The sequence below is a fragment of the uncultured Thomasclavelia sp. genome (genome assembly GCF_944324745.1).
Lineage (GTDB): Bacteria > Bacillota_I > Bacilli_A > Erysipelotrichales > Coprobacillaceae > Thomasclavelia.
In genome coordinates, this window is sequence record NZ_CALUXO010000093.1 from 1 (window position 1) to 24334 (window position 24334).

A 24334-nucleotide genomic window follows, 5' to 3' on the forward strand; every position below is an offset into this window, starting at 1 on the left:
ATGCTCTTCTTTACCATGCTTTAATAAATATAAAGGTGGTTGTGCTGCATAAACAAATCCATTTTCAATCAATGGTTTTAAATAACGATATAAGAACGTCAACATCAAAATTCGAATATGACCACCATCGACATCGGCATCGGTCATGATAACAATTTTATGATATCTTAGTTTATTAATATCAAATTCATCACCAATTCCGGTACCAAAAGCAGTAATCATCGAACGAATTTCAGCATTTCCCAAGATTTTTTCTAATCTTGATTTTTCAACATTTAAGATCTTACCACGAAGTGGTAAAATTGCCTGAATTCTTCGATCACGACCCATTTTGGCACTACCACCAGCGGAATCCCCTTCGACAATAAAGATTTCACATTCACTGGCATCTTTACTTGAACAATCAGCTAATTTTCCAGGTAAATTAGAAACTTCCAAAGCGCTTTTTCTTCGTGTCATTTCCCGGGCTTTTTTAGCTGCCATTCTAGCTCTAGAAGCAACAATTGCTTTATCAACGATTATTCTGGCGGTATCGGGATTTTCTAATAAGAATTTTTCTAATTCTTTAGAAATAATATTGCTGGCAATCTTTCTTACTTCAGCGTTTCCTAATTTTGTTTTTGTTTGTCCTTCATATTGAGGATCAGGATGTTTAACCGAAATAATTGCAGTCAATCCTTCACGCACATCTTCACCAGATAAAGCTTCGTCATCTTTTTTTAATAAACCGTTATTTTTAGCGTAATTATTAATAACTCTAGTTAAGGCTAAACGGAAACCTTCTTCATGAGTTCCTCCTTCATGAGTATTAATATTATTACAGAATGAATAGATATTTGATTGATAGCCATCGTTATATTGCATTCCTACTTCAATCGTAATATCTTGTTGCATATCTTCCATATAAATGATTTCATCATGAATTGGTGTTTTATTCTTATTTATATATGCAACATATTCTTTTATCCCACCTTCATAATGATAAACATGTTTATGGTTAGCACCATTACGATTATCTTCTAAAGATAGTTTTAATCCTTTATTTAAAAAGGCCAATTCTCTAATTCTTTGTCTTAAAGTATCATAATCATAAACTGTTCCCTCTTTAAAAATTCGTGGATCAGCTTTGAAAGTAACAATTGTTCCAGTATCATCGGTATCACCAATGATTTTTAATGGCGCAACTGGTTTTCCACCATCTTCAAATCTTTGATAATAAATATGGCCATCACGATGAACCTGAACTTCTAACCAAAGTGATAATGCATTAACAACTGAAGCCCCAACACCGTGAAGACCTCCAGATACTTTGTAACCACCACCACCGAATTTACCTCCGGCATGTAGGACCGTAAAAATTGTTTCAACAGTAGATATTCCCGTTTTTTCATGAATTCCAGTTGGCATTCCACGTCCATCATCAACAACTTGAATAACATCATCATCTTTTAAAATTACTCGAATATGACTGGCATATCCCGCTAAAGCTTCGTCAATTGAGTTATCAACAATTTCCCATACTAGATGATGTAATCCTCTAATTGATGTTGTCCCGATATACATTCCGGGTCTTTTTCTAACTGCCTCTAAACCTTCTAATACTTGAATATCTGATTCATCGTAACTATGTTGTACTTTTTCTTCAGCCATCAGCTAACCTCCTTACCACTAGAAATATAAATTTTCTTTGCTTTTTCGACAATATGATGATGGATCCCATCAATCGATGTCGTCGTAATAAAAGTTTGTATCTTTTGATTCAATATATCTAATAACATATTTTTCCTAGTTTCATCTAATTCTGATAAAACATCATCTAATAATAAAACCGGATATTCTCCAATTTCTTCTTTGATCAATTCAATTAATGCAATCTTTAAACTTAATACAATCGTTCTTTGTTGCCCTTGTGAAGCATATAAATAAGCTTCTTTATGATTTAAATAAATCTTCAAATCATCTTTATGAATTCCAATATGCGTTTGCATATAATCAACATCCCGTTGCCGATTTTTCTTATAAATAGCCAAGATATTTTCATCATTAACTTCTTGTTTTAAAAAACAATGATAAGCTAAACTAACTTGTTCATCATTTTTTTTAGAAATCAACTGATAAACTAAAACTACCTTTTCATTTAAACGAGCAACAAAATCTTTACGTCGTCTAATTAAATCAGTCTGCAATCGAGCCATCTGTTCATCTAAAACCTCAAGATACTCATCATTGCTTTGATATTTTTGATTTAATATCTTTAAATATTTATTTCGTTCTTTAAGCAATTGATTATATTTACTAAGATTGAAAACATAAATAGGTGAGATCTTGGAAAGCTCTAAATCAATAAAATGGCGCCGATTTCTCGGACTGCCCTTAATTAAATAAAGATCATCGGGAATGAAGACAACGACATTTAATAACCCAACAAATTCACTTATTTTATGAAGTTCCTGGTCATCGATTTTAGCACGTTTAAAATTGTTTCCTAAAATCATTTCTAACTTTCTAGTTTTATTATTGGTGATAATTTCTCCTTGTACCTTGGCAAAATCTTTATCAAACATAATCATTTGTTTATTGATATGAGTTTTAAAAGATTTCCCAACAGATAATAAATAAATAGCTTCAATTAAATTAGTTTTCCCTTGACCATTGCTACCAATTAAAATATTGATATCTTGGTCAAATTCAATAAAAAAATGTTCATAATTACGAAATGTATCAAGACTAATCGATTTAATTTTCATTACTCAATTATAAACTTATCACCATTATATTCTATCTGGTCACCTGAGCGTAATTTTTTACCACGACGAGTTTCAATTTCATCATTGACTTTCACTAGCCCATCTTGAATTACCATTTTGGCTTCAATACCACTGGAAACACAATTAGAATATTTTAAAAACTGTCCTAAAGTTATATATTCATCTTTTATCTGAATTTTTTTCATGATGTCCCTCTTTTTCTCATAAATATATTATCATTATAACATATTATAGCCTTAAAATCAAAAAAATAAGGTTTTTAAGGCTGGTTTTTAATAAATAATAAAAAATGTTGTCTTTATAAAAAAATTGCTCATATTTAAAATTTATCCACATATACATAATATAGAGTATGAAAAAAGCTACAAATAAATGTAGCTTAATAAGTTCTTACTGGTAAGACTAATTGAATCAAATCATCTTTTTCATAATCTTTGATGATAAATGGTTTCATTGGTCCCGTAAACAATAATTTTACTTTAGGTTCACTAAATGATCTTAAAGCATCAGTTGCATATTTAGAACTAAAAGAAATACTCAAAGATTCACCTTTGAAGAAAGAACGATCAAGTTTTTCTTCTACAGAACCAATTTCTTGCATATAAGATGAAAGAATTACTTCTTCATCTGACATATCAAGTTTAATGATGTTGTTTTGTTCATTATTTAATAAAGATACACGATCAATAGCATTTAATAAATAATGAGCATCAATATCTAATTCATAATCATAGCTTTCAGGTATTAAGCGATTAGTATCTGGGAAAGTACCATCAATTAATCTAGTTTGAATAATGTTATTATCAAAAACATATAATACTTTACGATCAGAAACATAGATTTCAATTTCTTCGTCTTTTTCAATGATCTTAGAAATTTCATCTAATGATTTTTGAGGAATCGTAATATTAAATGTTATTGAGTTATTTAATGGAGCTACTTTTTTAGCTAAACGATAACTATCAGTAGCTGTAGCTTCTAATTGTCCATTACCAGCTTTAAAATTGATTCCAGTCAAGATTGGTTTATGTTCTTTTTCGCTAGCAGCAAATTTAGTTTGGGTAATTAAATCTTTTAAGATAAAAGAACTGATAAAAAAGTTAGACCCACTTTTAGATAAATCGATACGAGGATAATCTAAAATGTCATTACCATTTAAATCAAATTTAGATGTTCCCCCAGAAATTCTAGTTAATGAGTGTTCTAAAGTTTCAAAAGTAATGTCATCGTTATCAATTTTACGAACAATGTCTAAGATAAAGCGAGAGTTTAAAACAACTCCTCCAGTTTCATCAATATTTAAATCTTCATTTTTATCAATTTTAGTTTGAATCGTAATATCAGAATCACTACCAGTTAAGATTAAACAATCTGATTGTAAATCAAACTTAATTCCTGTTAAAACAGGTAAAGGGGTTCTGATTGAAACAGCTTTTGTTGTTTTATTAAGTGCGTTTAATAATTTAAGTCGATTAATTGTAAATTTCATAATGACCTCCTTGAGTTTATTATATATATTTATTTTAAATTATTCTACTAATATTATTATATTGTGAATTTTGTGAATAAACACGAAAACCTTGAATAATTCAGTTATTTTTTTGTGAGTTTAATGTGTCTAATTTATGCCCAATTTGTGCTTTAATTTATCAATAGCTAATTTATAATCAGGATCTTTTTTGATTTTAGTATCTACTCTGGCACAAGCTTTCATTACAGTTGAGTGATCACGGTTACTAAACGTAGTTCCAATTTCCGAAAAAGTAATATCCAATAATTCTCGCATTAAATACATGCAGATTTCTCTTGGTGTTGTTAGTTTACGCGTTTTATTTTTAGAAATAAGCTGACTGATGGTTAAATAATAAAATTCTGCCGTTGTTTTTAAGATCAATTCTTTAGTTAAAGCGGTTTTTGGATTTTGTACCACTTTATCATCTTTAAGTGATTCTAAAGCAAAAGCCATATCAATAGTATTTGTATGATTCATAATACTGCAGAAAAATAGTCTTTTTAAAGCTCCTTCAAGATTACGAACATCTTTACAATAATGGTTAGCCATAAAGTCAACAACATCATCTTGGATAATTAAGGATGGATTATCAAGATTTTCAATCTTTTTTTCTAAGATAGCTCTAGCAGTTTCAAATTCTGGTGGATCAATACCAAAGCTTAATCCTGAATTAAAACGGCTGATCAAACGTGATTCAATTCCTTGTAATTCTTCTGGCATTTTATCACTAGTGATGACGATTTGTTTATTATTATTTATTAATTCATTAAAGATGTGAAAAAAGATTTCACTACTTTTTTCTTTATTGAATAAAAATTGAATATCATCAATTAATAAAATGTCTAATTGTTTATATTTTAGATAAACATCATTGCTATTTCTACCCTTCATTGCACCAACAACTTCGTCAACAAAGTCTTTACTAGTAATATAGCGAATTTTTAACGATGGATTGGTTTCTTTGGCGTAGTTTCCAATGGCATTTAATAGATGGGTCTTTCCTAACCCGGGGTTACTATAAATAAATAACGGGTTGAAATTAGAACCTGGATTACTCGATACTAGTAAAGCAGCGTTTTGTGCCATACGATTGGAACTTCCGACTACAAAGTTATCAAAAGTGAAGGTTTTATTTAAATTATCTTTAAAAAGTTCTTCATTTTGGACGGAAATGGTTTTTTGAAATTCTTCATCAGTGATGATTTCAACTACGACAGGTGAAGCTAGCATGCCAGAGAGGATATCTTCAATATCTTTCTGATTATTTTTTATTGTTTCTACATTAAAAGCATAAGGTGTTGTAATAATTACCTTATTGTCACTAATTGAGGCGATATTAGAATAACGAAAAACTGAATCCATGATGATTTTTTCAATTTTTCGTTCATCAGGCAAATCTTTTTTCTCTAATGTATCAAGACATAATTGCCAAATTTTACTATTATCATTCATTTTTTTACCTCCGCACCTACCATTATATGTTAATAAATTGTAAATTTAAAGCAAAAAAAACAGAGTTCAAAATACTTCACAAAGTTATTCACATCAAAATCTATGATTTTGTAGGAAAATCATAGAAATTCACAAAATTCACAAATTTAAATGTGCACATTATAATATGTGAATGTGAAAAATGTGTCTATTTATCTAATATTAAGACAAACTTCATATTAAAGTCACATTTAACAACAAGCAAGAATGAGCTTTTTAGACAAAAGTCACACTTATTCACATAATCAAAAGACCCAATATGACTTTGTGAATTAAATGTGTTTAATTATGAACAATTGATGTTACTAAACTTTTTTATTTAAAAGTGAAAATATAAAGGAATAGAGAAAAATAAAAAGTTTTTAACTTTCTAGCTGTCAATTTTCTTTAATTTCATTGACTTAGAGGGGTTTTTCATATAAAATGGTGGGGCATATGTTATTTGTATAAAAGTATTAAAGTATGGAGGTGTAATTAATGAAAAGAACATATCAACCAAATAAAAGAAGAAGAGCAAAAACTCATGGTTTTAGAGCTAGAATGGCAACTGTAGGAGGAAGAAAAGTACTTGCACGTCGCCGTAAAAGAGGAAGAAAAGTATTGTCAGCTTAAAAAATCCACTTTTATGGTGGATTTTTTTCTAAAATTTTATGAAAAAAGAATATAGAGTAAAAAAAAATGAGGATTTTAGTCTCATTATTAAAGATAAACAAAGTTTAGCGAATCGTTCATTCATTATTTATTACCGAAAAAATGATTTGGAACATGCTCGAGTTGGAATATCAGTAAGTAAGAAATTAGGTAAAGCGGTAGTACGAAATAAGATAAAACGTCAAGTAAGAATGATGTTACAACAGACGATTGATTTTGATAAATGTTATGATTATATCGTCATTATTCGAAATAAATATTTAGATTTAGATTTTAATTCAAATTTAAATGAGCTACAATATTTATATAAAAAAATATTAAAAAGGATGGAAAAAATAAATGGTGTTAGATAACAAGACTAAAAAAATTCTAAAAATATTTTGTTTAGTTTTCTTAGTTGCTATCTTAACAGGATGTACACAAAACCTTGATAGTAACGGTAATCTAATCGAGTCAAGAGCGATTACAACATCAACACCTTGGTCCCTATCGGCTGGGTGGTTTGATTTTATTTTCGTTATTCCAATTGCCAAAGCAATTCTATTTATCAATAATTATGTTGGAAATGTTGCTATTGGGGTAATTGGGGTTACAATCATCGTCAACTTGATTATTTTACCAATTATGATTAAATCAACAGTATCAACTCAAAAAATGCAGTTGTTACAACCAGAATTAGAAAAAATTCAGCGTAAATATCGTGGTCGAACTGATCAAGCTTCACAAATGAGACAAAATGCTGAAATTCAAAACTTGTACAAGAAAAACAACGTCAGTATGTTTGGTTCGTTTGCAACATTCTTAACCTTACCAATCATGCTTGCAATGTGGCAGGCAGTACAACGAATTGAAATTTTATATAGTACTGTTGTTTTTGGAATCAACTTAGGTGAAAGACCAATTAATCATATTTTAAATTTTAATATTGCGTATATTATTTTATTGGTATTAGTTGCCGGAACTCAATTCTTTGCAATGCAAATCAACCAAATGATGGCAAAACGTTCACCAAAATATCGTCCATCAAATCAGATGAAGTCGATGAATACAATGAATAACGTTATGACTATTTTCATTGTTTACTTATCAGCAACAATGCCGGCAGCTATGTCATTATACTGGATCACAACTAACGTTATCAGTATCATTAGAACTGTATATATTCAGTTCTTCCATATTGAAAAAGCCAAAAAAGAAGTAGAAGCTACAACAACTAATTTCTTAAATAAAAATAAGAAAAAGTAGGTGATTTAATTGAAAAAACAGTACACTGCCAAAACAGTACAAGATGCCGTTAATAACGCGTGTCAAGAACTTGGAGTTACAATAGATGAATTAAATTATGAAGTTATTAGTGAAACCAAGACATTATTCATTAAAAAAGCAACTATTGAATGTTATACAATTCCAATGATTCAGGAATTTATTGAAAATTATATTCGTCGATTTATTACAGATATGGGATTTGAAATTGAAACAGTTTCATATCTACAAGACGGAAGAATTTATTGTAATATTAATACAAGTAATAATTCTATTTTAATTGGTAAAGCTGGTGTTATTCTTCGAGCAATTAATTTTATTGTTAAAAATGCAGTCAGCAATACATATAAAAAACGTTATGAAATCAGTGTTGATATTAATGGATATAAAGAAGATCGCTATAAAAAAGTTGCTTCCATGGCTAGAAGATTTGGTAAACAAGTTCAAAGAACCAAAACTGATATTAAATTAGATCCGATGCCTGCAGATGAAAGAAAAGTAATGCATCAAGAGCTAGCTAAATTTAATCATGTTAAAACTGAAAGCCACGGTGAAGGAAAAAATCGTCACATGATTATTTCTTATGTAAAATAAAATACTTTAAATTACATGTGTTAGACCAGTAGTTTTTACTGGTCTTTTAAAATATAAAAAAAGTTCTTGCCCTATAGTAAGGTTTAAGTTGTATGCTTAAAATAAAGGAGGAGTGTTTATGGATATTAATATCAATCAAGAGCTGTTAGTAGCTCTTCAGGAAAATAAAATAATCAAATCAACTCTAGAATTTGATCAAAGGGATGAAGCGATTCTTGCCCTTACTAAAACGTTAATGACCCTTGGTTATAATAAAGAAGATATTTTAGATTTAATTGATAATAAAATGAGTTTATTGGATATTTTATTATTTCACTATGACTTGTTGCAAAATAAACAATATGAATGTTGTTGTTTAAGCAATAAAATAAAGAAAATGATTGATGAAATAAAGGAAGAAAACAATGGAATATACAATTAATCAAGTATGTAAAAAATATGATTTAAATGCTTCTACATTAAGATATTATGAAAAAGAACATCTATTGCCTCCAATCAAAAAAAATTCAAGCAATCAAAGAGTATATAATGATGATGATTTGAAGTGGCTTGATATTATTATGTGTATGCGAAAAACAGGAATGACTATTGCTTATATTCGTAATTATATTGAATTATGTAAACAAGGCGATGAGACTTTAGAACAAAGATTTGAAATATTAAAAAAACAAAAAGAAATATTGACGTTGCAGCAACAAGAATTAGATAAAAATATAGAAATGATTAATTTAAAGATTGATCTATATCAAGAAAAGCTAGTTAAGGATAAGTGATATGTTTAATTACATATCACTTTTTCAAATTTCGTAACAATAATTATAAAAAAATATGACTATGTTATAATTAATTATTGAAAATGGAGGGGTTTAATGGATGTAATGGTTGTAATAAACCAGATGTTGCAATTATTTATTATAATTGGTCTGGGTTATTTCATGCAAAAGAAAAAGATTTTAAATGACGAAATTAATAGTAAACTTAATTATATTGTTATTTCAATTACCACACCGGCAATGATATTTTCATCAGTATGCACCACAACGATTGATGATAAAAACATGGTCATTTATACATTAATCGTAGCTACAGCAGTATATATTGCACTACCAATTATAAGTTTCTTATTAGTGAAGATAATGCGGATTCCGATGCGACAAAAAGGATTATATATGTTTATGACTATTTTTTCTAACATTGGTTTTATGGGATTTCCAATTATGAAAGCTTTATTTGGAAATGATGCAGTCTTTTATACTGCCCTATTTAACATATTATTTAATTTAGAAGTATTTACTTTAGGAGTAATTTTAATTAACTATGGTAATAACGTTAGAATGAAATTAGATCCTAAAAATTTATTATCCCCTGGTGTCGTTTCTTCAATTATCGCAGTTTTTATTTATTTTCTTGAAATTCCAATTCCAGGTGTTCTTGCAAATTGCTTTGAAATGGTCGGTGATATGACTACCCCATTAGCTATGATGATTATCGGGGCTACATTAGCTAATATTGAGTTAAAAAGTTTATTTACAGAATTACGCTTATATTATTTTACAGTAGTAAAACAAGTTATCTTACCAATTGTAGTATTTCCTATTATCGCCTTTTTTATTAGAGATCCCTTAATTCAAGGAATTACTTTAGTTAATATTGCTATGCCAGTAGGAAATAGTGCTGTATTATTCGCTAAACAATATGGTGGCGATGTTGAATTAGCAGCTAAAAGTATTTTTATTACCACGTTAGTTAGCGTTTTTACTATTCCATTAGTTATTTCAATCTTATTAGTATAAACACATGGTTATCATGTGTTTATTTTTTGATAAAAAATACAATTAATACACATATTGTGTCATATATAAATTATCTTATACACATTAGTAGACAAAATATCTTTATTCTTATAAAATTTGTTATTATTTTTGATGATAGAAAATACTGATAAAATCAATAAAATTTTATATAAAGAAGGAGAGCGGATAATGGAATTTAATATTGCAATTTGTGACGATGAGAAAGATTATGTTAAAGAAATAATTGATTATCTAGATAAAATATCGTGGAAAAGAAACAATAAATTTATCTATCATACATTTTATAGTGGTAAGGATTTATTAGATAGTAATCAAACTTTTGATGTAATTATTTTAGATATTAAAATGGATAATGTTTCAGGAGTACAAGTTAAAGATATTTTCTATCATAGAAACAACAATTCTCGAATAATATTTTTAACTAATTATGATGAGTATATGAAATATTCATTTGGTCGTAATGTCTATGGTTATATTAATAAAGCTCAAATTGAACAGATCGAACAACCAATGGCAATTATCTTTAAAGAATTATTAGAAAATCGCACAGTAGTAATTCATGGTAAAGTAATTAATTTATATAAAGTATATTATGTTAGAGCCGATGGACCTTATATCAATATTCATTATGAAAATGATTATGATATTTATCGGATGACTCTAAGTGATTTTGAAAAGAAAATAATGAATTCTAATTATATTAGAACTCATAAATCATATCTAGTTAACATGCGCTATATCAAAGAAATAAAGAATCGAGAACTAATTTTAGATAATGATGCAATCATCAGCATATCACATAATAAAAAGAATGAAGTCATCAAAACTTATCATAATTATTTAATGGAGAATATTACATATGATTAATTGGCTAATCTTATTAGTGAAACAATTCATTGATATTATCAAATATTTATTAATTGCTGATGCTTTATTCGATTTAAAGTGGAATAAATATCAAAAGATTAAAGAAATAATAATTTTATCAGTATTAATAATCATCACCTATCTCCTACTATTCAACTATATTATTGATATTTGGATAGATTTAAACTTAGTTATCTGTCTAATTTTTCTAGTCGTAGTACTTAGAAATAAACCATCTATAACATTCAAATATATAGTGGTAAGTACGCTAATAGTTACAGTAATCGAACAAATTGTAGATTTATTTTTAGGCTATAATATTATAAATGTTAATAATAATGAATTTGTGATTTCAAACTTATTAAGATTTTTTATTATTTTAATAATTTATTTGTTAAAGCATTTAATTGATGTAGTTAGTAAAAATTCTTTTCAAATAAGCTTACCTAGTTATATATACATGAATATTATATTTTCATTTAGTGCAACAATTTTTCCATTAATTATTGTTCAAACATATAGCAATCTTATAAGAAATTCTTTAAGCAATTTAATAATAGTTGTTGCATATCTTAATATACTAATTTCAATAATATCGATGATTTTCTTTATAAAAAATAAAAATGAAAAAGATAAGTATTATTTAGAAAGCTTAATCAAAGATCAGACTATAAAATTGCAGGAAGATTATTATCAAAAACTAATTGCTAACTACACTAATATTCGTAGTTTTAAACATGATGTTAAAGCCCATCATCATATTTTAAATAATTTATTAGAAAATCATAGTTATGAGGAGGCTAAACTATACTTAAAGAAGATGTCTGATAAAATATCAAGCAGTGATTTGTATAACACAAATAACATTTACATTTCTACTATTTTAAATTCGTTTGATCAGATGTTTAAAGAAAATAATATTAAATTTACTTTCACCTATAATGTAAATAATTCTCTCAATATGGATAATATGGATATTTGTTCCCTATTCCACAATTTAATCATCAATACAATCGAAGCCAATATAAAAATCACTTCTAATCGTTTTATTTCTTTAACTATTACCAGTATCAAAAATAATCTTTTAATTAAACTAGTCAACCCAATTATAAATGAAGATGAGCTAATTTATTTAATGGAAATGAAAAGTTCAAAATCTGATTCAGAAAATCATGGCGTTGGTTTAAAGATTATCAATGAAATTATTAATAAATATAATGGTAAAAATGACTATCAAATAGAAAATAATTCGTTAATTAATACAATTATTTTATTAAATGTCGTAAACTATTGATTTAAATACAATTTTAAAGAGTATAAATACAATAATTAATTAAATCTAAAATTTAATATTATATTTTTCTCGAACAGGAGGAAATATAATATGACTACTTATGGTTTATACGAATGGTTATTAAAATGGTTAGGTGGATGGAGCTAGAAGGAGAAAAAATATAAAAATATCTTCATTGTATATTTATTTAAAAAAAGGTATGATGCAATGTCATATCTTTTTTGTCTTCAAGCACTAGTTGTTGCTAGTGCTTGAATCAAAATTAAGATTAGCGCTTTTTTGAGCTTTAGTTAAGACATCCATTACAATGCGTGAGTGTTGTAACATTTTATTTGCAAGATTATAATCAAGATGATCGATGGCTTGGGCAAATGTTTTAAATTCATCGAATAAATGATGATGATTTTCGGTTGGTATTTGCTTTGAGTGTCCTTTGTTTTTTAGAATTTGAATATTATTAAGTACACTTACAGGACCATCAATTTTGATACATCCAAGATTGCCTTGAATTGTTGAAGTGATTGGAGCACTGGAATCTTTAGCTCCAATACAGACAGCTTTAAAATCTGAATAATCGAGAAATAGAATTCCAGAAGTATCAATATTATTTTCAATATTAGCGTGATAAGTTACTTGATTGGGTTGACCAAATAATCCAGTAACAAAATGAATATTATAGACATTTAAATCCATCAGTGCCCCACCCGCTTTATTAAAGTCAAAAACCGGATGAATTATTCCTTGCTTAAAATCGTCATAACGAGATGAATATTGGGAAAAATTACAAGAGACAATACTTATTTTTCCGATAGTTGATAATTGTTCCTTGATTTGTTGATAGACTGGCAGGTATTGATTTGTAATAGCTTCAAATAATAGACAATTGTTGTTTGTAGCTAGGTCGATTAATTGGTCTAGTTGTTTTAAATTTGTTGTAAATGGTTTTTCACAGATTACGTGTTTATGACATTCCAGGGCTTTTTTAGCGTATTGAAAATGAAGATGATTTGGTAATGCTATATAAACAGTATCGATATCATGATCATTTAATAATTTTTCATAGTCATAGTATGCTTTTTGAATATGATATTTATTAACTAAATTATTTATTTTTTCACTCGATTGTTTTCTCCCTAATATTGCAGTTAATTCGATTTCTGGTAATATAGGTGTAATAGTTAAAAAATCCTGGACGATCATACCACTTCCAATTATTCCTAATTTCATATGTTTCCTCCCAATAATTGATATATAGACTATTATAGCATTGTTTTGGTATACTAATTACTATTAATTTATGATAAAATACAAAGGTCAAAGGACGGTGAGATGATGAATGATGATATTATAGTTGCTATTGCAACAAGTAGATTAGAGGCAGCTATTTCAATTATAAGAGTTAGTGGCAAAGATAGTATCGCTTTTGTCCAGAAATTTTTTACCGGGAAAATCATGGAAAAACCTAGTCATACGATTAATTATGGTTTTATTATTGATGAAGGAAAGAAAATTGATGAGGTTTTAGTAAGTATTTATCGTGGAAGTAAGACTTTTACCGGTGAAGAAATGGTTGAAATAAATTGTCATGGTGGTGTTTATATTACTTCTAAAGTATTAGAAGTATGTATAAAAAATGGTGCAAGAATGGCAGAACGTGGTGAATTTAGTAAGCGGGCCTTTTTAAATGGCAGAATTGATTTATCACAGGCTGAAGCTATTAGTGATATTATTACTGCAAAAAATAGTTATGCTACGGATTTAGCGTTAAAAGGAATTACAGGAAATATTAGTAATTTTATTGAAGATTTAAAAGAAGACTTAATTCAAATTATTACTCAAATTGAAGTAAATATAGATTATCCTGAATATGATGATGTTGAAGAATTAACGGCGACATCGTTATTGCCAAGAAGTAGCGAATTATTAGAAAAGATGGATCAAATTCTGGAGAATTCTAAAAATATTAAATTAGTAAAAGAAGGAATTAAAACAGTTATAGTTGGTCGTCCTAATGTTGGTAAAAGTAGTTTGTTGAATGCTTTATTAGATGAAGATAAAGCGATTGTTACGGATATTGCTGGTACTACTAGAGATGTAGTTGAAGGAAGCATTAGTATTGATGGTATTGTTTTAAATATGATTGATACGGCTGGAATTAGAAAAACCGATGATTTAATTGAAAGTATCGGAGTTGAAAAATCTAAAGAATTAGTTCATCAGGCAGATTTAGTATTATTAGTAATTGATGGTAGTCAACCTTTAACAGATGAAGATAATCAATTATTAGAACTAACAAAAGATGCTACAAGAATTATTGTAATTAATAAAGCTGATCAGGGAATTAAAGTTACTTTAGATGGTATTGAAATTAGTGCTAAGGATCATCAAATTAGTAACTTAACAGCAGAAATTAAAAAGATGTTTGATTTGGGAAAGATTATTGATAATAATGATTTCATTTTAACTAATGCTCGTCAGACAATGTTGTTACAACAGGCAAGTAAATCATTAAAACAAGCGGTTGAAGCAATGAAATTAATGGTTCCAACCGATTTAATCGTTACTGATTTATATGATTGCTGGAACAATTTGAAAGAGATTTTAGGGGAAAAAGCTAAAGAAGATTTATTAGACGAGTTATTTAAACGTTTTTGTATAGGTAAATAAAATGGATCGAAATAAGATATTAGAGTTGCGATTTTTAGGAATTGCCAGAAATATTGGAATTATTGCTGGGATTGCATTTATTTTGTTTTTGATTATTAATGCTATTAATACTGGTAATGATATCTTGTTTTGGATAAGTTATATCTTATTAATGATTACAATAATTGGTGCTTTACAAGCAGTGTGCTTATTTTATATTGGAAAGTATTATGGTAAAAAAAGTAAGTAGGTGAATAGATGAATAGTTTTGATCAAGTATATCAGCGAATAGATTCTTTATTTCAACACGGCTTAATTAGTTTTATAATTACGTTGGTTACTGTTCTTATCTTTGTGTTTATTGTTAATAAAATAGCAAACAAGGTGATTAAAAAGAAATTTCCAGATCCGTTAAAGCGAGTTTTTCCAACTAAGATAAAAAAGGTTGTTTTAGTTGCTTTGATTTTAATCGTAGTTTTAAGTGAATTGAGTGCCATGCAGTCAATTTTAACTACCCTATTGGCTAGTGGAGGAATTATTGCTGTTGTAATTGGGCTTGCTTCTCAAGAAGCTGCAAGTAATTTAATTAATGGTTTTATGATCATGAGCTATAAGCCCTACTCTATCGGAGATCTTGTTAATGTTAAGGAATATAATGTTACGGGAAGAGTTGTAGATATTTCAATGCGTCATAGTATTATTGAGACTTTTGAAAAAACCCAGGTTATTATTCCTAATACTATTATGAATAAGGCAATTATTGAAAATGTATCAAATGTTAAAAATAATCAAAAAGCTAATTATTTATATGTAGAAGTTTCTTATGAATGTGATATTCAAAGAGCAATTGAAATAATTCAAGAAGAAGGATATAAACACCCTCTTTGTTTAGATGGTAGAACGAAAGCTCAGAAAAAAAGAAAAGAACCAACGGTGGCCGTTCATTGTGTAGAATTTAATGCCAGTGGGATTCAATTAAGAGCAACAGTTTTATCTAAAGATAGTAGTACCGGATTTCAGCTTTTATCAGATCTGCGCTTAAATATTAAAAAAAGATTTGATGAAGAAGGAATTGAAATTCCATATCCACATCAAGTAGTGATTAGTGAAACACAAAAAAATTCAGATAATATTGAAATAACGGAATAATAAAAAGACCAGAAACTAGTCTTCTTCATCTTCGTCGCTAGTTTCTGGTTCTTTATCTTTTATAGTTAATTTAATTTTTGTGACCCGGTTACCTTTAATACCGGTAATTTTAAATGTCAGATTATCAATTGTAATAATTCGTTCTTGATCATCATCAGGAATTTCACCTAAAGCTTCAAGAACAAAACCACTGACAGTATCATGATTTATTTCATCTATATCTAAATTTAAATCTAACTCATCATTTAGGTCATCAATTATATAATTACCATCAACAATGTAGTTATGATCATCAATTTTAGTGATTTTTGGTTCGTTGTCTAAATCATATTCATCTTCAATTTCACCAACAATTTCTTCAATTAAATCTTCGATAGTAACAATTCCAGAGAAACCACCATATTCATCAACTAAGATAGCAATATGTTGATGATCTTCTTGTAATTCTTTTAATAAATCATCAGTATTTTTTGATTCTAAAACAAAATATGGTTTTCTTAAAATTTTACGAATATCTACACCATCAAAACCAAATTTACGTGCTTGAATGACAAAATCCTTCATGTTTAAGATACCAATAATATTATCAATTGAATCTTCATAAACTGGAATACGTGTATAACGCATTGTCATCATCTGGTTAATATTTTTGCTTAATGGATCATTTATATCAATACAATATACTTCAGTTCTTGGGGTCATGATATTTAAAGCTAAGCTTTCATCAAATTCAAAGATATTAGTAATCATATCACTTTCGTTTTCATCGAAAACACCGCTTTCTTGACCACTTTTAACCATTGAACGGAAATCTTCACGAGATAAACTTTCTTCAACATTTTCATCTTTCATTCCAAATAATCTTAAAACAAATTTAGTAGAGAAAGATAAAATCTTAATAAATGGTGAAGCAATCTTACTCATAATTAAGATTGGTTTAGCACAAAACATTGAATACCATTCCGCTTTTTGTAATGCGATTCGTTTAGGAACTAATTCACCAAAGATCAATGTGATAAAAGATATTAAAATTGTGATGATTGCAACAGCAATTGTATCAGCATAAGGAATTGACCAGTTTCTTAATACATTGGCAAGATTTACTGAAATACCAGTTGCCGCACTAGCTGAGTTAAAGAATCCCGCTAATGTAATAGCAACTTGAATAGTTGATAAAAAGTTAGTTGGTTGCTCAATTAAACTTTCAACCAATTTTGCTCTTTTGTTACCGGCTTCACTTAAACTATGCATTTTTGATTTATTGACAGATACTATCGCCATCTCTGCGGCAGCAAAATAAGCATTAATTAATGTTAATACAACAATTAAAACAATTTGTAATGAAATCGACTCGGGGCCTGAATCCATATAATAATACACTCCTTCTTTAAAATAATATAATTGTATGGATAATATTTTATCAAAGATATATATAAATGTAAATATTTCTAAATGATAAAAAGTGTTAAGAATATGTATATTTTTGGCTAAAAAAATAAAAAAAGGACTTTTTAGTCCTTAATTTCTTGACATTTAGTTTTAAAAATTAAACCACCAATTAAAAACATAAGGGCAATTACGACAACTCCATAACGTGAATTATCAGTAATCTGAGTAATAATTCCCATTAACAAAGTTCCCATAAAAGAAGCTCCTTTTCCAAAAATATCAAAAACCCCAAAATATTCACTGGCCTGTTCATCTGGGACAATTTTAGCAAAATAAGATCTCGATAAAGCTTGGATTGCTCCTTGGAAAACAGCTACAAAAACGGCTAATAACCAGAATTTCCAAGCTGTATCTAACCATAATGCAAATACAGCAATTAAAAAATAACCAATGATACAAGTAATGATTAAATTCTTTACTGAATATTTTTTTGATAATTTTCCAAATAATAATGAAAATGGAAAGGCAACAACTTGAGTTAATAGTAAAGCTAATAATAAGCTATTATCATTGATACCAACATCTTTTCCATAAGAGGTTGCCATTTCAATAATTGTATAAACCCCATCGATATAAAAGAAAAAGGCAATTAAGAAAAATAAAACTTTTTTATTCTTTCTAATATCATTAAATACCCTTTTTAAATTACCAAAGATTGGTTCCTTTTTAGTAGTATAATTAACTTGATGATAATTTTTCAACAATGGAATAGTTACTAAAAGCCACCAAAGAGCATTCATCAAATAAGCAATTGACATGGCCTGAATAGTTGTTAGACCAATTGTATCAGCTCCTAAAATTAATAATAAGCTGATGGTAAAAGGAATACAGCTGCCAATATATCCCCAGGCATAACCATGAGAAGAAACCATATCAACTCGATCATTAGTCGTTACATCGACTAGCATCGAATCATAGAAAACTAAACTCGTTGATAGACCAGTTTTAGCAATGATAAATATTGCTAGAAAAGCAATCCACCCTACTGGTATTGCCATTGCGGCTAAACTTAAAACGCCCATCATCATAAAAAAAGTAAAAATTGGTTTTCTTAAATTTTTACGATCTCCGATACTTCCTAAAGCGGGACCGGCAAAGGCAACGATTAAAGTTGCAATTGAAATAGCATAGCTATAATAAGCGGTTGAGTCACTTAATGATATTCCAGCACTAGTAGCTAAATTTTTAAAATAAATTGGAATAATAGTAGATACTAGTAAGACAAAGGCGGAATTTCCAACATCATATAAGACCCAATATTTTTCTAGTTTTGTTAGTTTATTCATAATTGTAATTGAATCGGTCAGATATTTTAGTTTTATTAATTAAACTATCATAATAACCGATTATCTCCTTTGCTGCAATATTTGTTGCTTGATCAAATAGATTAAGCAGAAAATTAATATCATCTATAATTCTATCATCGACTTTATCTTGCATCACCATATCACTATAAGTGTTAGCTTTAACTAGTTGCATACCTTTTATTAATATTTGTCTTTTTATTTTGTTTTTACAGGCAAATAAACCAGTAAAACGTCGAAATGATTTTAAAGCGGTTAAAATCGTATCCGGAACTAAATTAAAAAATGGTGCAATAGTTTTAGCACTTTGATGATTGATTAGCATATTTCTAGCTACTCGATAATTTAATTGATCATGATAACGATTAATTAAATTAAAATCTAAATCACGTTCGATAGCATAGTGGCTAACCTCTTTATGTTCAACAACTTTTTCAATATAGCTATGGCATTCACTATCAAGAATATAATGATTGATAAAACCAAAAATATAAGCTAATTTAGCTTCATCGCTATCAATTATTTCGAGTGCTTTTTCAAAAAAATCTCGAGCAATATTTTGATGCATTTGATTACCTAGTTCATTGACAAAATTACTTTTTAAAGGATGATAAAAAAATAAGATATCTGGTCCTTGTAAGCCAATATTGTAATAACCACGGTTATTTTCGATAATAGAAACAATCTTGTCGTTATTGATCTTTTTTAAGACAAGATTTCCAAATTGGTAGTGAGCATAATTTGCGGGCATAAAGAAACCTCCTACTTGAATAATTATAAAGATGATATCTTAAGATATCTAGATTTAATCGTTAAACTTTTGTAATATTTTATTGTTTTAATACCTATTATATCAGTTTATAAAAAATAGACATCATCAATGTCTATTTATAGTTTCGATTAAATCGATTATCTAATGGTTCATTATTTTTTATAGTAGTTATAAATTGTTCAATATAAGTTACCGATTCATCGATACTGTGATCAAATAATTGTTTTAAAGTTTTGATATCCGTAGTAATTTTGGAATTTGGCTTGTAATTTACCACAAATCCTTGAAATCTTTTAAAAGTAAAAGTGATTTTTAAAACTAAATAAATCAATCCTCGTTTATATAACTGAGGAGCTACCAGTAAGCGATCATAAAATTTAAATCCCTTTAAACTTTTATAAATATCTTTCTTGCTGGCACCATTAAAAAAGATAGCAATATTATCAACAATTTCATCATTAACTTTAATATGATTAGTTAAATGAGTTCTTAGAGGATCTAAGCCATCTTCAATCATAAAATCACGATCAAGTTCAGTTTCAATTTCAAAATGAGTAACTTTAGTTCGATTAATAATATCATCAATAAAACCATGACAATTACTATCAAGAATAAAATGACAAATAAATCCACATAAATAAGCTAACTGGGCTTCATTTTTACTGTCTTTGATAATTTTAATTGCTGGTTCAAAGAAAGTTCGAGCTGTTTTACGATGCATTTTACTTCCCAGGCGATTAATCCGACTATGAAGATAAGGACGATTATAAAATAGGATATCAGGGCCATGGAGACCAATATTATAATAATCAAGATTATTTTTAATTAGATTTTGTAATTGATCGTCAAGTTTCGCCAGAACCATTTTTCCTAGACGATAGTGACTATAAGCAGCAGGCATTATTTAAGTAAATCATACTCACTAGCTTTAAATCCAACTAAAACTTTATTTTCAGTTTCGACAATTGGTCGTTTTACTAACATCCCATCACTAGCTAATAATTCTAATTGTTCATCTTCAGATAGTGATGATAGTTTATCTTTTAAATTTAATTCCCGGTATTTTAAACCAGATGTATTAAAAAAGCGTTTAAGTGGTAGACCACTTTTTTGATATAAAGCTAGTAGTTCTTCTTTATTTAGTTTTTCTTCAACAATATGACGATCTTCATGTTCTAAACCCAATTGATCTAAATATTTTTTGGCCTTTCTACAAGTACTACATTTAGGGTATTCGATAAATTTCAACATAATTTTCACCTCAAAAATAGTTTACAACATTTGTAAAGATAATTGAAATATTATGCTAAAATATTTGTCTTCCTATTAGTTAGGAAATTTGTTTGCGGTTTAAAAAAATGTAAATATGTTATTTTAATAAAGGATAAAATTAGCGTTGTCTATTGTGGAAATACAAAGGCTTATATAACGCAATAAATATTATGAAGGGAGAAGATTACTACTAGACTAAGGGCTGTCCATATTTCAAGTAGTATTTGATATAGATGCTAAGCAATCGACAAAATCAAATTATTGATATTTTAACTAATTATAATACATGGATTACCGGAAAAGAATTGGCACAGATGCTAAATGTATCTGATCGAACAATTCGTTTTGATATTGGGGCTATTAATAAATATTATGATTGTTTATTAATTAAATCCAATCGTCGCTTAGGTTATCAAATTGATGAAGCGTTACTTTTTAAACAAGATATTGAAACTAAAGAAATTATTCCTCAAACTTCAAGAGAGCGTTGTGTTTATATAATTCGACAATTGTTATTTAAAAGCAATGAAATAAATTTAATTGCTTTACAAGATCAGGTATTTGTCAGTGGTTATTCAATTGATAATGATATTAAAAAAATTCGTAAAATTATTAGCAGTTATCCTAGTCTTAAACTAGTTCGCTCTAAAAATTATATTAGCCTGCAAGGAAAAGAATCGGATAAAAGAAAGTTATATAAACAGTTATTAACTGAAGAAACTCATGGGAATTTCATGAATTTAAATTCGATTGCCGAATTGTGGAGTGATTTTAATTTATTGGAAGTTAAAGATATTTTAGAAGATGTTTGCGATAACTATAGTTATCATATTCGTGAGATTGATTTTCCAATGATCATGATTCATGCTGGTGTAGCGTTTGAAAGAATCATTAATCGTAATTATATTGGCAAACAAAGTAACCATAATTTAGAAAAGAAAATAGAATATCAGATTTCATATGAATTTTTTAAACGAGTTAGTCAAATGATTGATATTGAACTAGTAGAAGACGAAGTGGAGTTATTTGCTAAGTTATTGATTGGCGATTATCAAAAAGATGATGTAACCAAACAGTATAATTTAACAGCCAGTCAGATCGTTATGGCAGTAATAAAGCAAGTTAGAGAATATTTTGATATCGATTTTTCTAAAGATAAAGATTTTAAATTAGGTTTAGAAATGCATTTAGAATTATTGTTAGAACGGCAACAAAATAATGTAACGATTACTAATGTTTATTTACAGGAAATCAAACGAAAATATCCATTAGTCTTTGAAATGGCAGTAAGAACGGGCGAAGTTATTTCTGAAATTTGTCATATTACCATTAATGAAAATGAATTATCATTTTTAGCCTTGCATCTAGGAGCTGCCTATGATCGAGTTAATTCAATCAAACGTTTTCGAACTGTTGTGATCATACCCCATAATCAAATGTTATCGAAGATGTGTATTGATAAGTTAAAACTTAGATTTGAAGAAAGAATGGTAATTGTTCAACAATTTGGTTTTTTTGAAGAATCAATGATTAAAAGATTAGAACCAGATTTGATTATTACCACAGTGCCATTAAAACATAATTTAAATATATTAACAGTTCAAGTTACCTTGTTTATTAATTATGAAGATGAAAGTAAAGTTTTCCAGGCTTTAAATTTATTAGATAAACAGCGCTATCATGAAGATTTCATTGCTTTGATTCATGAATTGATGCGACCAGATTTATTTCACTTTAAAAACCAAATGCCTAGCTCAACGGCAATTATAGATTATCTATGTGATGAATTGATTAGTAAAGGTTTAGCCAGTGAGCAATATAAAGACGATGTTTTTAAACGCGAAGCAGTTTCCGCAACATCATTTGTCAATGGTTTTGCTGTTCCCCATTCAATTGAAATAACATCAAAGGAATCATGTATTTCAGTTATGATCTTAGATAAACCCGTTAAATGGGGCGATTATGATGTCAAGCTAGTTTTATTGCTGGCCATAAGGGATACTGATAACCATCTATTAAAGATATTTTTTGATTGGTTAAGTAGTATGGTTAGTGATCCTGGTAAATTTAGACAGTTATTAGAAGTAAGAAATTATCAAGATTTTATTAAACAGGTAATTGAATAAAGGAGAAAGATATGTCTAAGAAAAGAAATAGAATTAAAAAGAAAAAGTATCACTATGTTGATGCTTCAATGACAAGAAGATTTATTAGTTACATTATTGATTGGTATTTAGGTGGTTTATGTACGGCTATTCCAATCGCTATTACTTCTCAAAAATTAAGTGGAACAATGTTAGATCAAAATATTGTCGATTTTAAACAGCCATTTGGTGTTATTGCCGGATTATTGGCAATTGTTTTTGCTATTTTTTATTTTGTTGTTATCCCAACGTTTATTTATCCAGGACAGACACCGGGTAAACGAATTTGTAAAATAAAAATTATTCAAAATGATGATCAACCAATCACCATTAAAAATATTTTATTACGACAATTACTAGGAATGATAGTTATTGAAGGGGTTTTAGTAACTGCCAGTGCGATTTTCCATGAAGTACTTACCATCATAACGCAGGTCAATTTTGTTACCCCACTGATGTATTTGGGCTTTGCAGTTACGATTATTAGTATATTGTTGTATTTGTTCAAAGGTGAACATCGGGCTTTACATGATTATATTGGTAATACTAAGGTAGTTGATTGTAAATAATTTCCTAAAGCTAGGAAGAAGGACTGGTCACAATTTTGAAGAAATAAAATTTATAATGTTACTATAAGGAGATGTGAAGATGGAAGGATTAGAATTAGTAAGCTTTAAGATTATTTCGGCAGTAGGAATGGCTAAATCTAGTTATATTGAAGCAATGAAAGCTGCCAGTGATGGAAATATCGAGTTGGCTAAAGCCAAAATTAAAGAAGGTGAAGAGTCATTTAATGGGGGTCACACTGCCCATGGTGAATTGATTCAAAAAGAAGCCAGTGGTGAACATGTAGTACCAACATTATTATTGATGCATGCTGAAGATCAATTGATGTCAGCAGAAACAATCAAAGTTATGGCATTAGAAATCATTAAGTTAAATGAAAAAATTGCCGCATTAGAAAAATAATAAGTATGTAAATACTATTATAAAAAAATTAAGGGAGGTTAAAAAATGAAAAAAGTTTATTTATTTTGTAGTGCTGGAATGTCTACTAGTATGTTAGCAAGTAATATGCAAGATGTTGCTAATCAATACAAGTTACCAATTAAAGTAGCTGCTTTTCCACACAACAAATTAGAGGAAATCATCAACAATGATCGTCCTGATTGTATTTTATTAGGTCCTCAAGTTAAGTACATGTACGATGAAACAGTGGCTCAATTTGGAAGTCAGGGTATTCCAATTGCCGTAATTGATCAAGGTGATTATGGAATGATGAATGGTGAAAAAGTGCTTAAAATGGCCGTTAAATTAATCAAAGGAAATAAAAAATAACAGAA

27 protein-coding genes are annotated in these 24334 nt (G+C 28.3%); 16 read left to right on the top strand and 11 right to left on the bottom strand.

Going from position 1 to position 24334, the window contains the following annotated elements; genetic code table 11:
• The 5 genes from Q0K54_RS13075 to dnaA all read right to left on the bottom strand — a co-directional run.
• A partial coding sequence (locus Q0K54_RS13075) for a DNA topoisomerase subunit B (RefSeq protein ID WP_294581900.1) occupies positions 1–1650 on the bottom strand: 1650 nt, incomplete at its 3' end.
• The gene (recF, locus tag Q0K54_RS13080) at positions 1650–2747 is read right to left on the bottom strand and encodes a DNA replication/repair protein RecF (RefSeq protein ID WP_294581902.1); all 1098 of its coding nucleotides are present in this window, start codon (positions 2745–2747) and stop codon (positions 1650–1652) included. The genes recF and Q0K54_RS13075, both read right to left, overlap by 1 nt.
• On the bottom strand, positions 2747–2953 hold the full coding sequence (yaaA, locus tag Q0K54_RS13085) for a S4 domain-containing protein YaaA (protein ID WP_294581904.1): 207 nt from the start codon (positions 2951–2953) through the stop codon (positions 2747–2749). The genes recF and yaaA overlap by 1 nt, the downstream gene beginning before the upstream one ends.
• Before the next feature lie 194 nt (positions 2954–3147).
• Positions 3148–4257 (bottom strand): DNA polymerase III subunit beta, encoded by a 1110-nt coding sequence (gene dnaN, locus Q0K54_RS13090; RefSeq protein ID WP_294581905.1) that lies wholly within the window; start codon positions 4255–4257, stop codon positions 3148–3150.
• A 129-nt stretch (positions 4258–4386) separates the two neighbouring features.
• Complete coding sequence (gene dnaA / locus Q0K54_RS13095; RefSeq protein WP_294581907.1) at positions 4387–5733, bottom strand: chromosomal replication initiator protein DnaA; 1347 nt, start codon at positions 5731–5733, stop codon at positions 4387–4389.
• 516 nt (positions 5734–6249) lie between these two features.
• Here dnaA and rpmH point away from each other — a divergent pair.
• The 9 genes from rpmH to Q0K54_RS13140 all read left to right on the top strand — a co-directional run bounded on the left by rpmH (position 6250) and on the right by Q0K54_RS13140 (position 12255).
• Positions 6250–6384 carry a 50S ribosomal protein L34 gene (rpmH, locus tag Q0K54_RS13100; RefSeq protein ID WP_294581909.1) on the top strand — a complete coding sequence of 45 codons (135 nt, stop codon included), beginning with the start codon at positions 6250–6252 and terminating at the stop codon, positions 6382–6384.
• Between the two features lie 38 nt (positions 6385–6422).
• On the top strand, positions 6423–6776 hold the full coding sequence (rnpA, locus tag Q0K54_RS13105; RefSeq protein WP_294581910.1) for a ribonuclease P protein component: 354 nt from the start codon (positions 6423–6425) through the stop codon (positions 6774–6776).
• The gene (locus tag Q0K54_RS13110; RefSeq protein WP_294581912.1) at positions 6763–7668 is read left to right on the top strand and encodes a membrane protein insertase YidC; all 906 of its coding nucleotides are present in this window, start codon (positions 6763–6765) and stop codon (positions 7666–7668) included. The genes rnpA and Q0K54_RS13110 overlap by 14 nt, the downstream gene beginning before the upstream one ends.
• A 9-nt stretch (positions 7669–7677) precedes the next feature.
• Positions 7678–8280: an RNA-binding cell elongation regulator Jag/EloR gene (gene jag / locus Q0K54_RS13115; RefSeq protein ID WP_294581914.1), complete on the top strand. Its 603-nt coding sequence runs from the start codon at positions 7678–7680 to the stop codon at positions 8278–8280.
• Between the two features lie 118 nt (positions 8281–8398).
• Positions 8399–8701, top strand: coding sequence for a hypothetical protein (locus tag Q0K54_RS13120; protein WP_294581915.1), 303 nt, complete (start codon positions 8399–8401; stop codon positions 8699–8701).
• Positions 8685–9053 (top strand): MerR family transcriptional regulator, encoded by a 369-nt coding sequence (locus Q0K54_RS13125; RefSeq protein ID WP_294581917.1) that lies wholly within the window; start codon positions 8685–8687, stop codon positions 9051–9053. Before Q0K54_RS13120 ends, Q0K54_RS13125 begins: the two co-directional genes overlap by 17 nt.
• Before the next feature lie 96 nt (positions 9054–9149).
• A complete protein-coding gene (locus Q0K54_RS13130) occupies positions 9150–10073 on the top strand; it encodes an AEC family transporter (RefSeq protein ID WP_294581919.1) in 924 nt (307 codons plus the stop codon).
• A gap of 189 nt (positions 10074–10262) precedes the next feature.
• The gene (locus Q0K54_RS13135; RefSeq protein ID WP_294581920.1) at positions 10263–10961 is read left to right on the top strand and encodes a LytTR family DNA-binding domain-containing protein; all 699 of its coding nucleotides are present in this window, start codon (positions 10263–10265) and stop codon (positions 10959–10961) included.
• On the top strand, positions 10954–12255 hold the full coding sequence (locus Q0K54_RS13140; protein WP_294581922.1) for a sensor histidine kinase: 1302 nt from the start codon (positions 10954–10956) through the stop codon (positions 12253–12255). Before Q0K54_RS13135 ends, Q0K54_RS13140 begins: the two co-directional genes overlap by 8 nt.
• 234 nt (positions 12256–12489) lie before the next feature.
• On the opposite strand, the gene Q0K54_RS13145 is transcribed toward Q0K54_RS13140, so the two are convergent.
• A complete protein-coding gene (locus Q0K54_RS13145; protein ID WP_294581923.1) occupies positions 12490–13482 on the bottom strand; it encodes a Gfo/Idh/MocA family protein in 993 nt (330 codons plus the stop codon).
• Positions 13483–13587: 105 nt separating this feature from the next.
• Here Q0K54_RS13145 and mnmE point away from each other — a divergent pair, with 105 nt between their 5' ends.
• The 3 genes from mnmE to Q0K54_RS13160 are packed head-to-tail and all read left to right on the top strand — an operon-like array spanning position 13588 to position 16050.
• Positions 13588–14922: a tRNA uridine-5-carboxymethylaminomethyl(34) synthesis GTPase MnmE gene (gene mnmE, locus Q0K54_RS13150; protein ID WP_294581924.1), complete on the top strand. Its 1335-nt coding sequence runs from the start codon at positions 13588–13590 to the stop codon at positions 14920–14922.
• 1 nt (position 14923) lies between these two features.
• On the top strand, positions 14924–15151 hold the full coding sequence (locus tag Q0K54_RS13155; protein ID WP_294581926.1) for a hypothetical protein: 228 nt from the start codon (positions 14924–14926) through the stop codon (positions 15149–15151).
• Positions 15152–15159: 8 nt separating this feature from the next.
• The gene (locus Q0K54_RS13160; protein WP_294581927.1) at positions 15160–16050 is read left to right on the top strand and encodes a mechanosensitive ion channel family protein; all 891 of its coding nucleotides are present in this window, start codon (positions 15160–15162) and stop codon (positions 16048–16050) included.
• A 15-nt stretch (positions 16051–16065) separates the two neighbouring features.
• Here Q0K54_RS13160 and Q0K54_RS13165 read toward each other — a convergent pair whose 3' ends face one another.
• The 5 genes from Q0K54_RS13165 to Q0K54_RS13185 all read right to left on the bottom strand — a co-directional run bounded on the left by Q0K54_RS13165 (position 16066) and on the right by Q0K54_RS13185 (position 20826).
• Positions 16066–17418: a hemolysin family protein gene (locus tag Q0K54_RS13165; protein ID WP_294581929.1), complete on the bottom strand. Its 1353-nt coding sequence runs from the start codon at positions 17416–17418 to the stop codon at positions 16066–16068.
• A 143-nt stretch (positions 17419–17561) separates the two neighbouring features.
• On the bottom strand, positions 17562–18785 hold the full coding sequence (locus Q0K54_RS13170) for an MFS transporter (RefSeq protein ID WP_294581931.1): 1224 nt from the start codon (positions 18783–18785) through the stop codon (positions 17562–17564).
• Positions 18778–19554, bottom strand: a complete 777-nt coding sequence (locus Q0K54_RS13175; protein ID WP_294581933.1) for a zinc dependent phospholipase C family protein — start codon at positions 19552–19554, stop codon at positions 18778–18780. Before Q0K54_RS13175 ends, Q0K54_RS13170 begins: the two co-directional genes overlap by 8 nt.
• A 133-nt stretch (positions 19555–19687) precedes the next feature.
• On the bottom strand, positions 19688–20476 hold the full coding sequence (locus Q0K54_RS13180) for a zinc dependent phospholipase C family protein (protein ID WP_294581934.1): 789 nt from the start codon (positions 20474–20476) through the stop codon (positions 19688–19690).
• Entirely contained in the window at positions 20476–20826 is a 351-nt protein-coding gene (locus tag Q0K54_RS13185; RefSeq protein ID WP_294581936.1) for an arsenate reductase family protein, read from the bottom strand. Before Q0K54_RS13185 ends, Q0K54_RS13180 begins: the two co-directional genes overlap by 1 nt.
• Before the next feature lie 254 nt (positions 20827–21080).
• On the opposite strand from Q0K54_RS13185, the gene Q0K54_RS13190 reads away from it, so the two are divergent.
• The 4 genes from Q0K54_RS13190 to Q0K54_RS13205 all read left to right on the top strand — a co-directional run bounded on the left by Q0K54_RS13190 (position 21081) and on the right by Q0K54_RS13205 (position 24329).
• Entirely contained in the window at positions 21081–22973 is a 1893-nt protein-coding gene (locus Q0K54_RS13190; protein ID WP_294581937.1) for a PRD domain-containing protein, read from the top strand.
• Positions 22974–22984: 11 nt separating this feature from the next.
• On the top strand, positions 22985–23560 hold the full coding sequence (locus Q0K54_RS13195; RefSeq protein ID WP_294581939.1) for an RDD family protein: 576 nt from the start codon (positions 22985–22987) through the stop codon (positions 23558–23560).
• Between the two features lie 79 nt (positions 23561–23639).
• Complete coding sequence (locus Q0K54_RS13200; RefSeq protein ID WP_294581941.1) at positions 23640–23960, top strand: PTS lactose/cellobiose transporter subunit IIA; 321 nt, start codon at positions 23640–23642, stop codon at positions 23958–23960.
• A gap of 45 nt (positions 23961–24005) precedes the next feature.
• A complete protein-coding gene (locus Q0K54_RS13205; protein WP_294581943.1) occupies positions 24006–24329 on the top strand; it encodes a PTS sugar transporter subunit IIB in 324 nt (107 codons plus the stop codon).
• Positions 24330–24334: the final 5 nt, after the last annotated feature.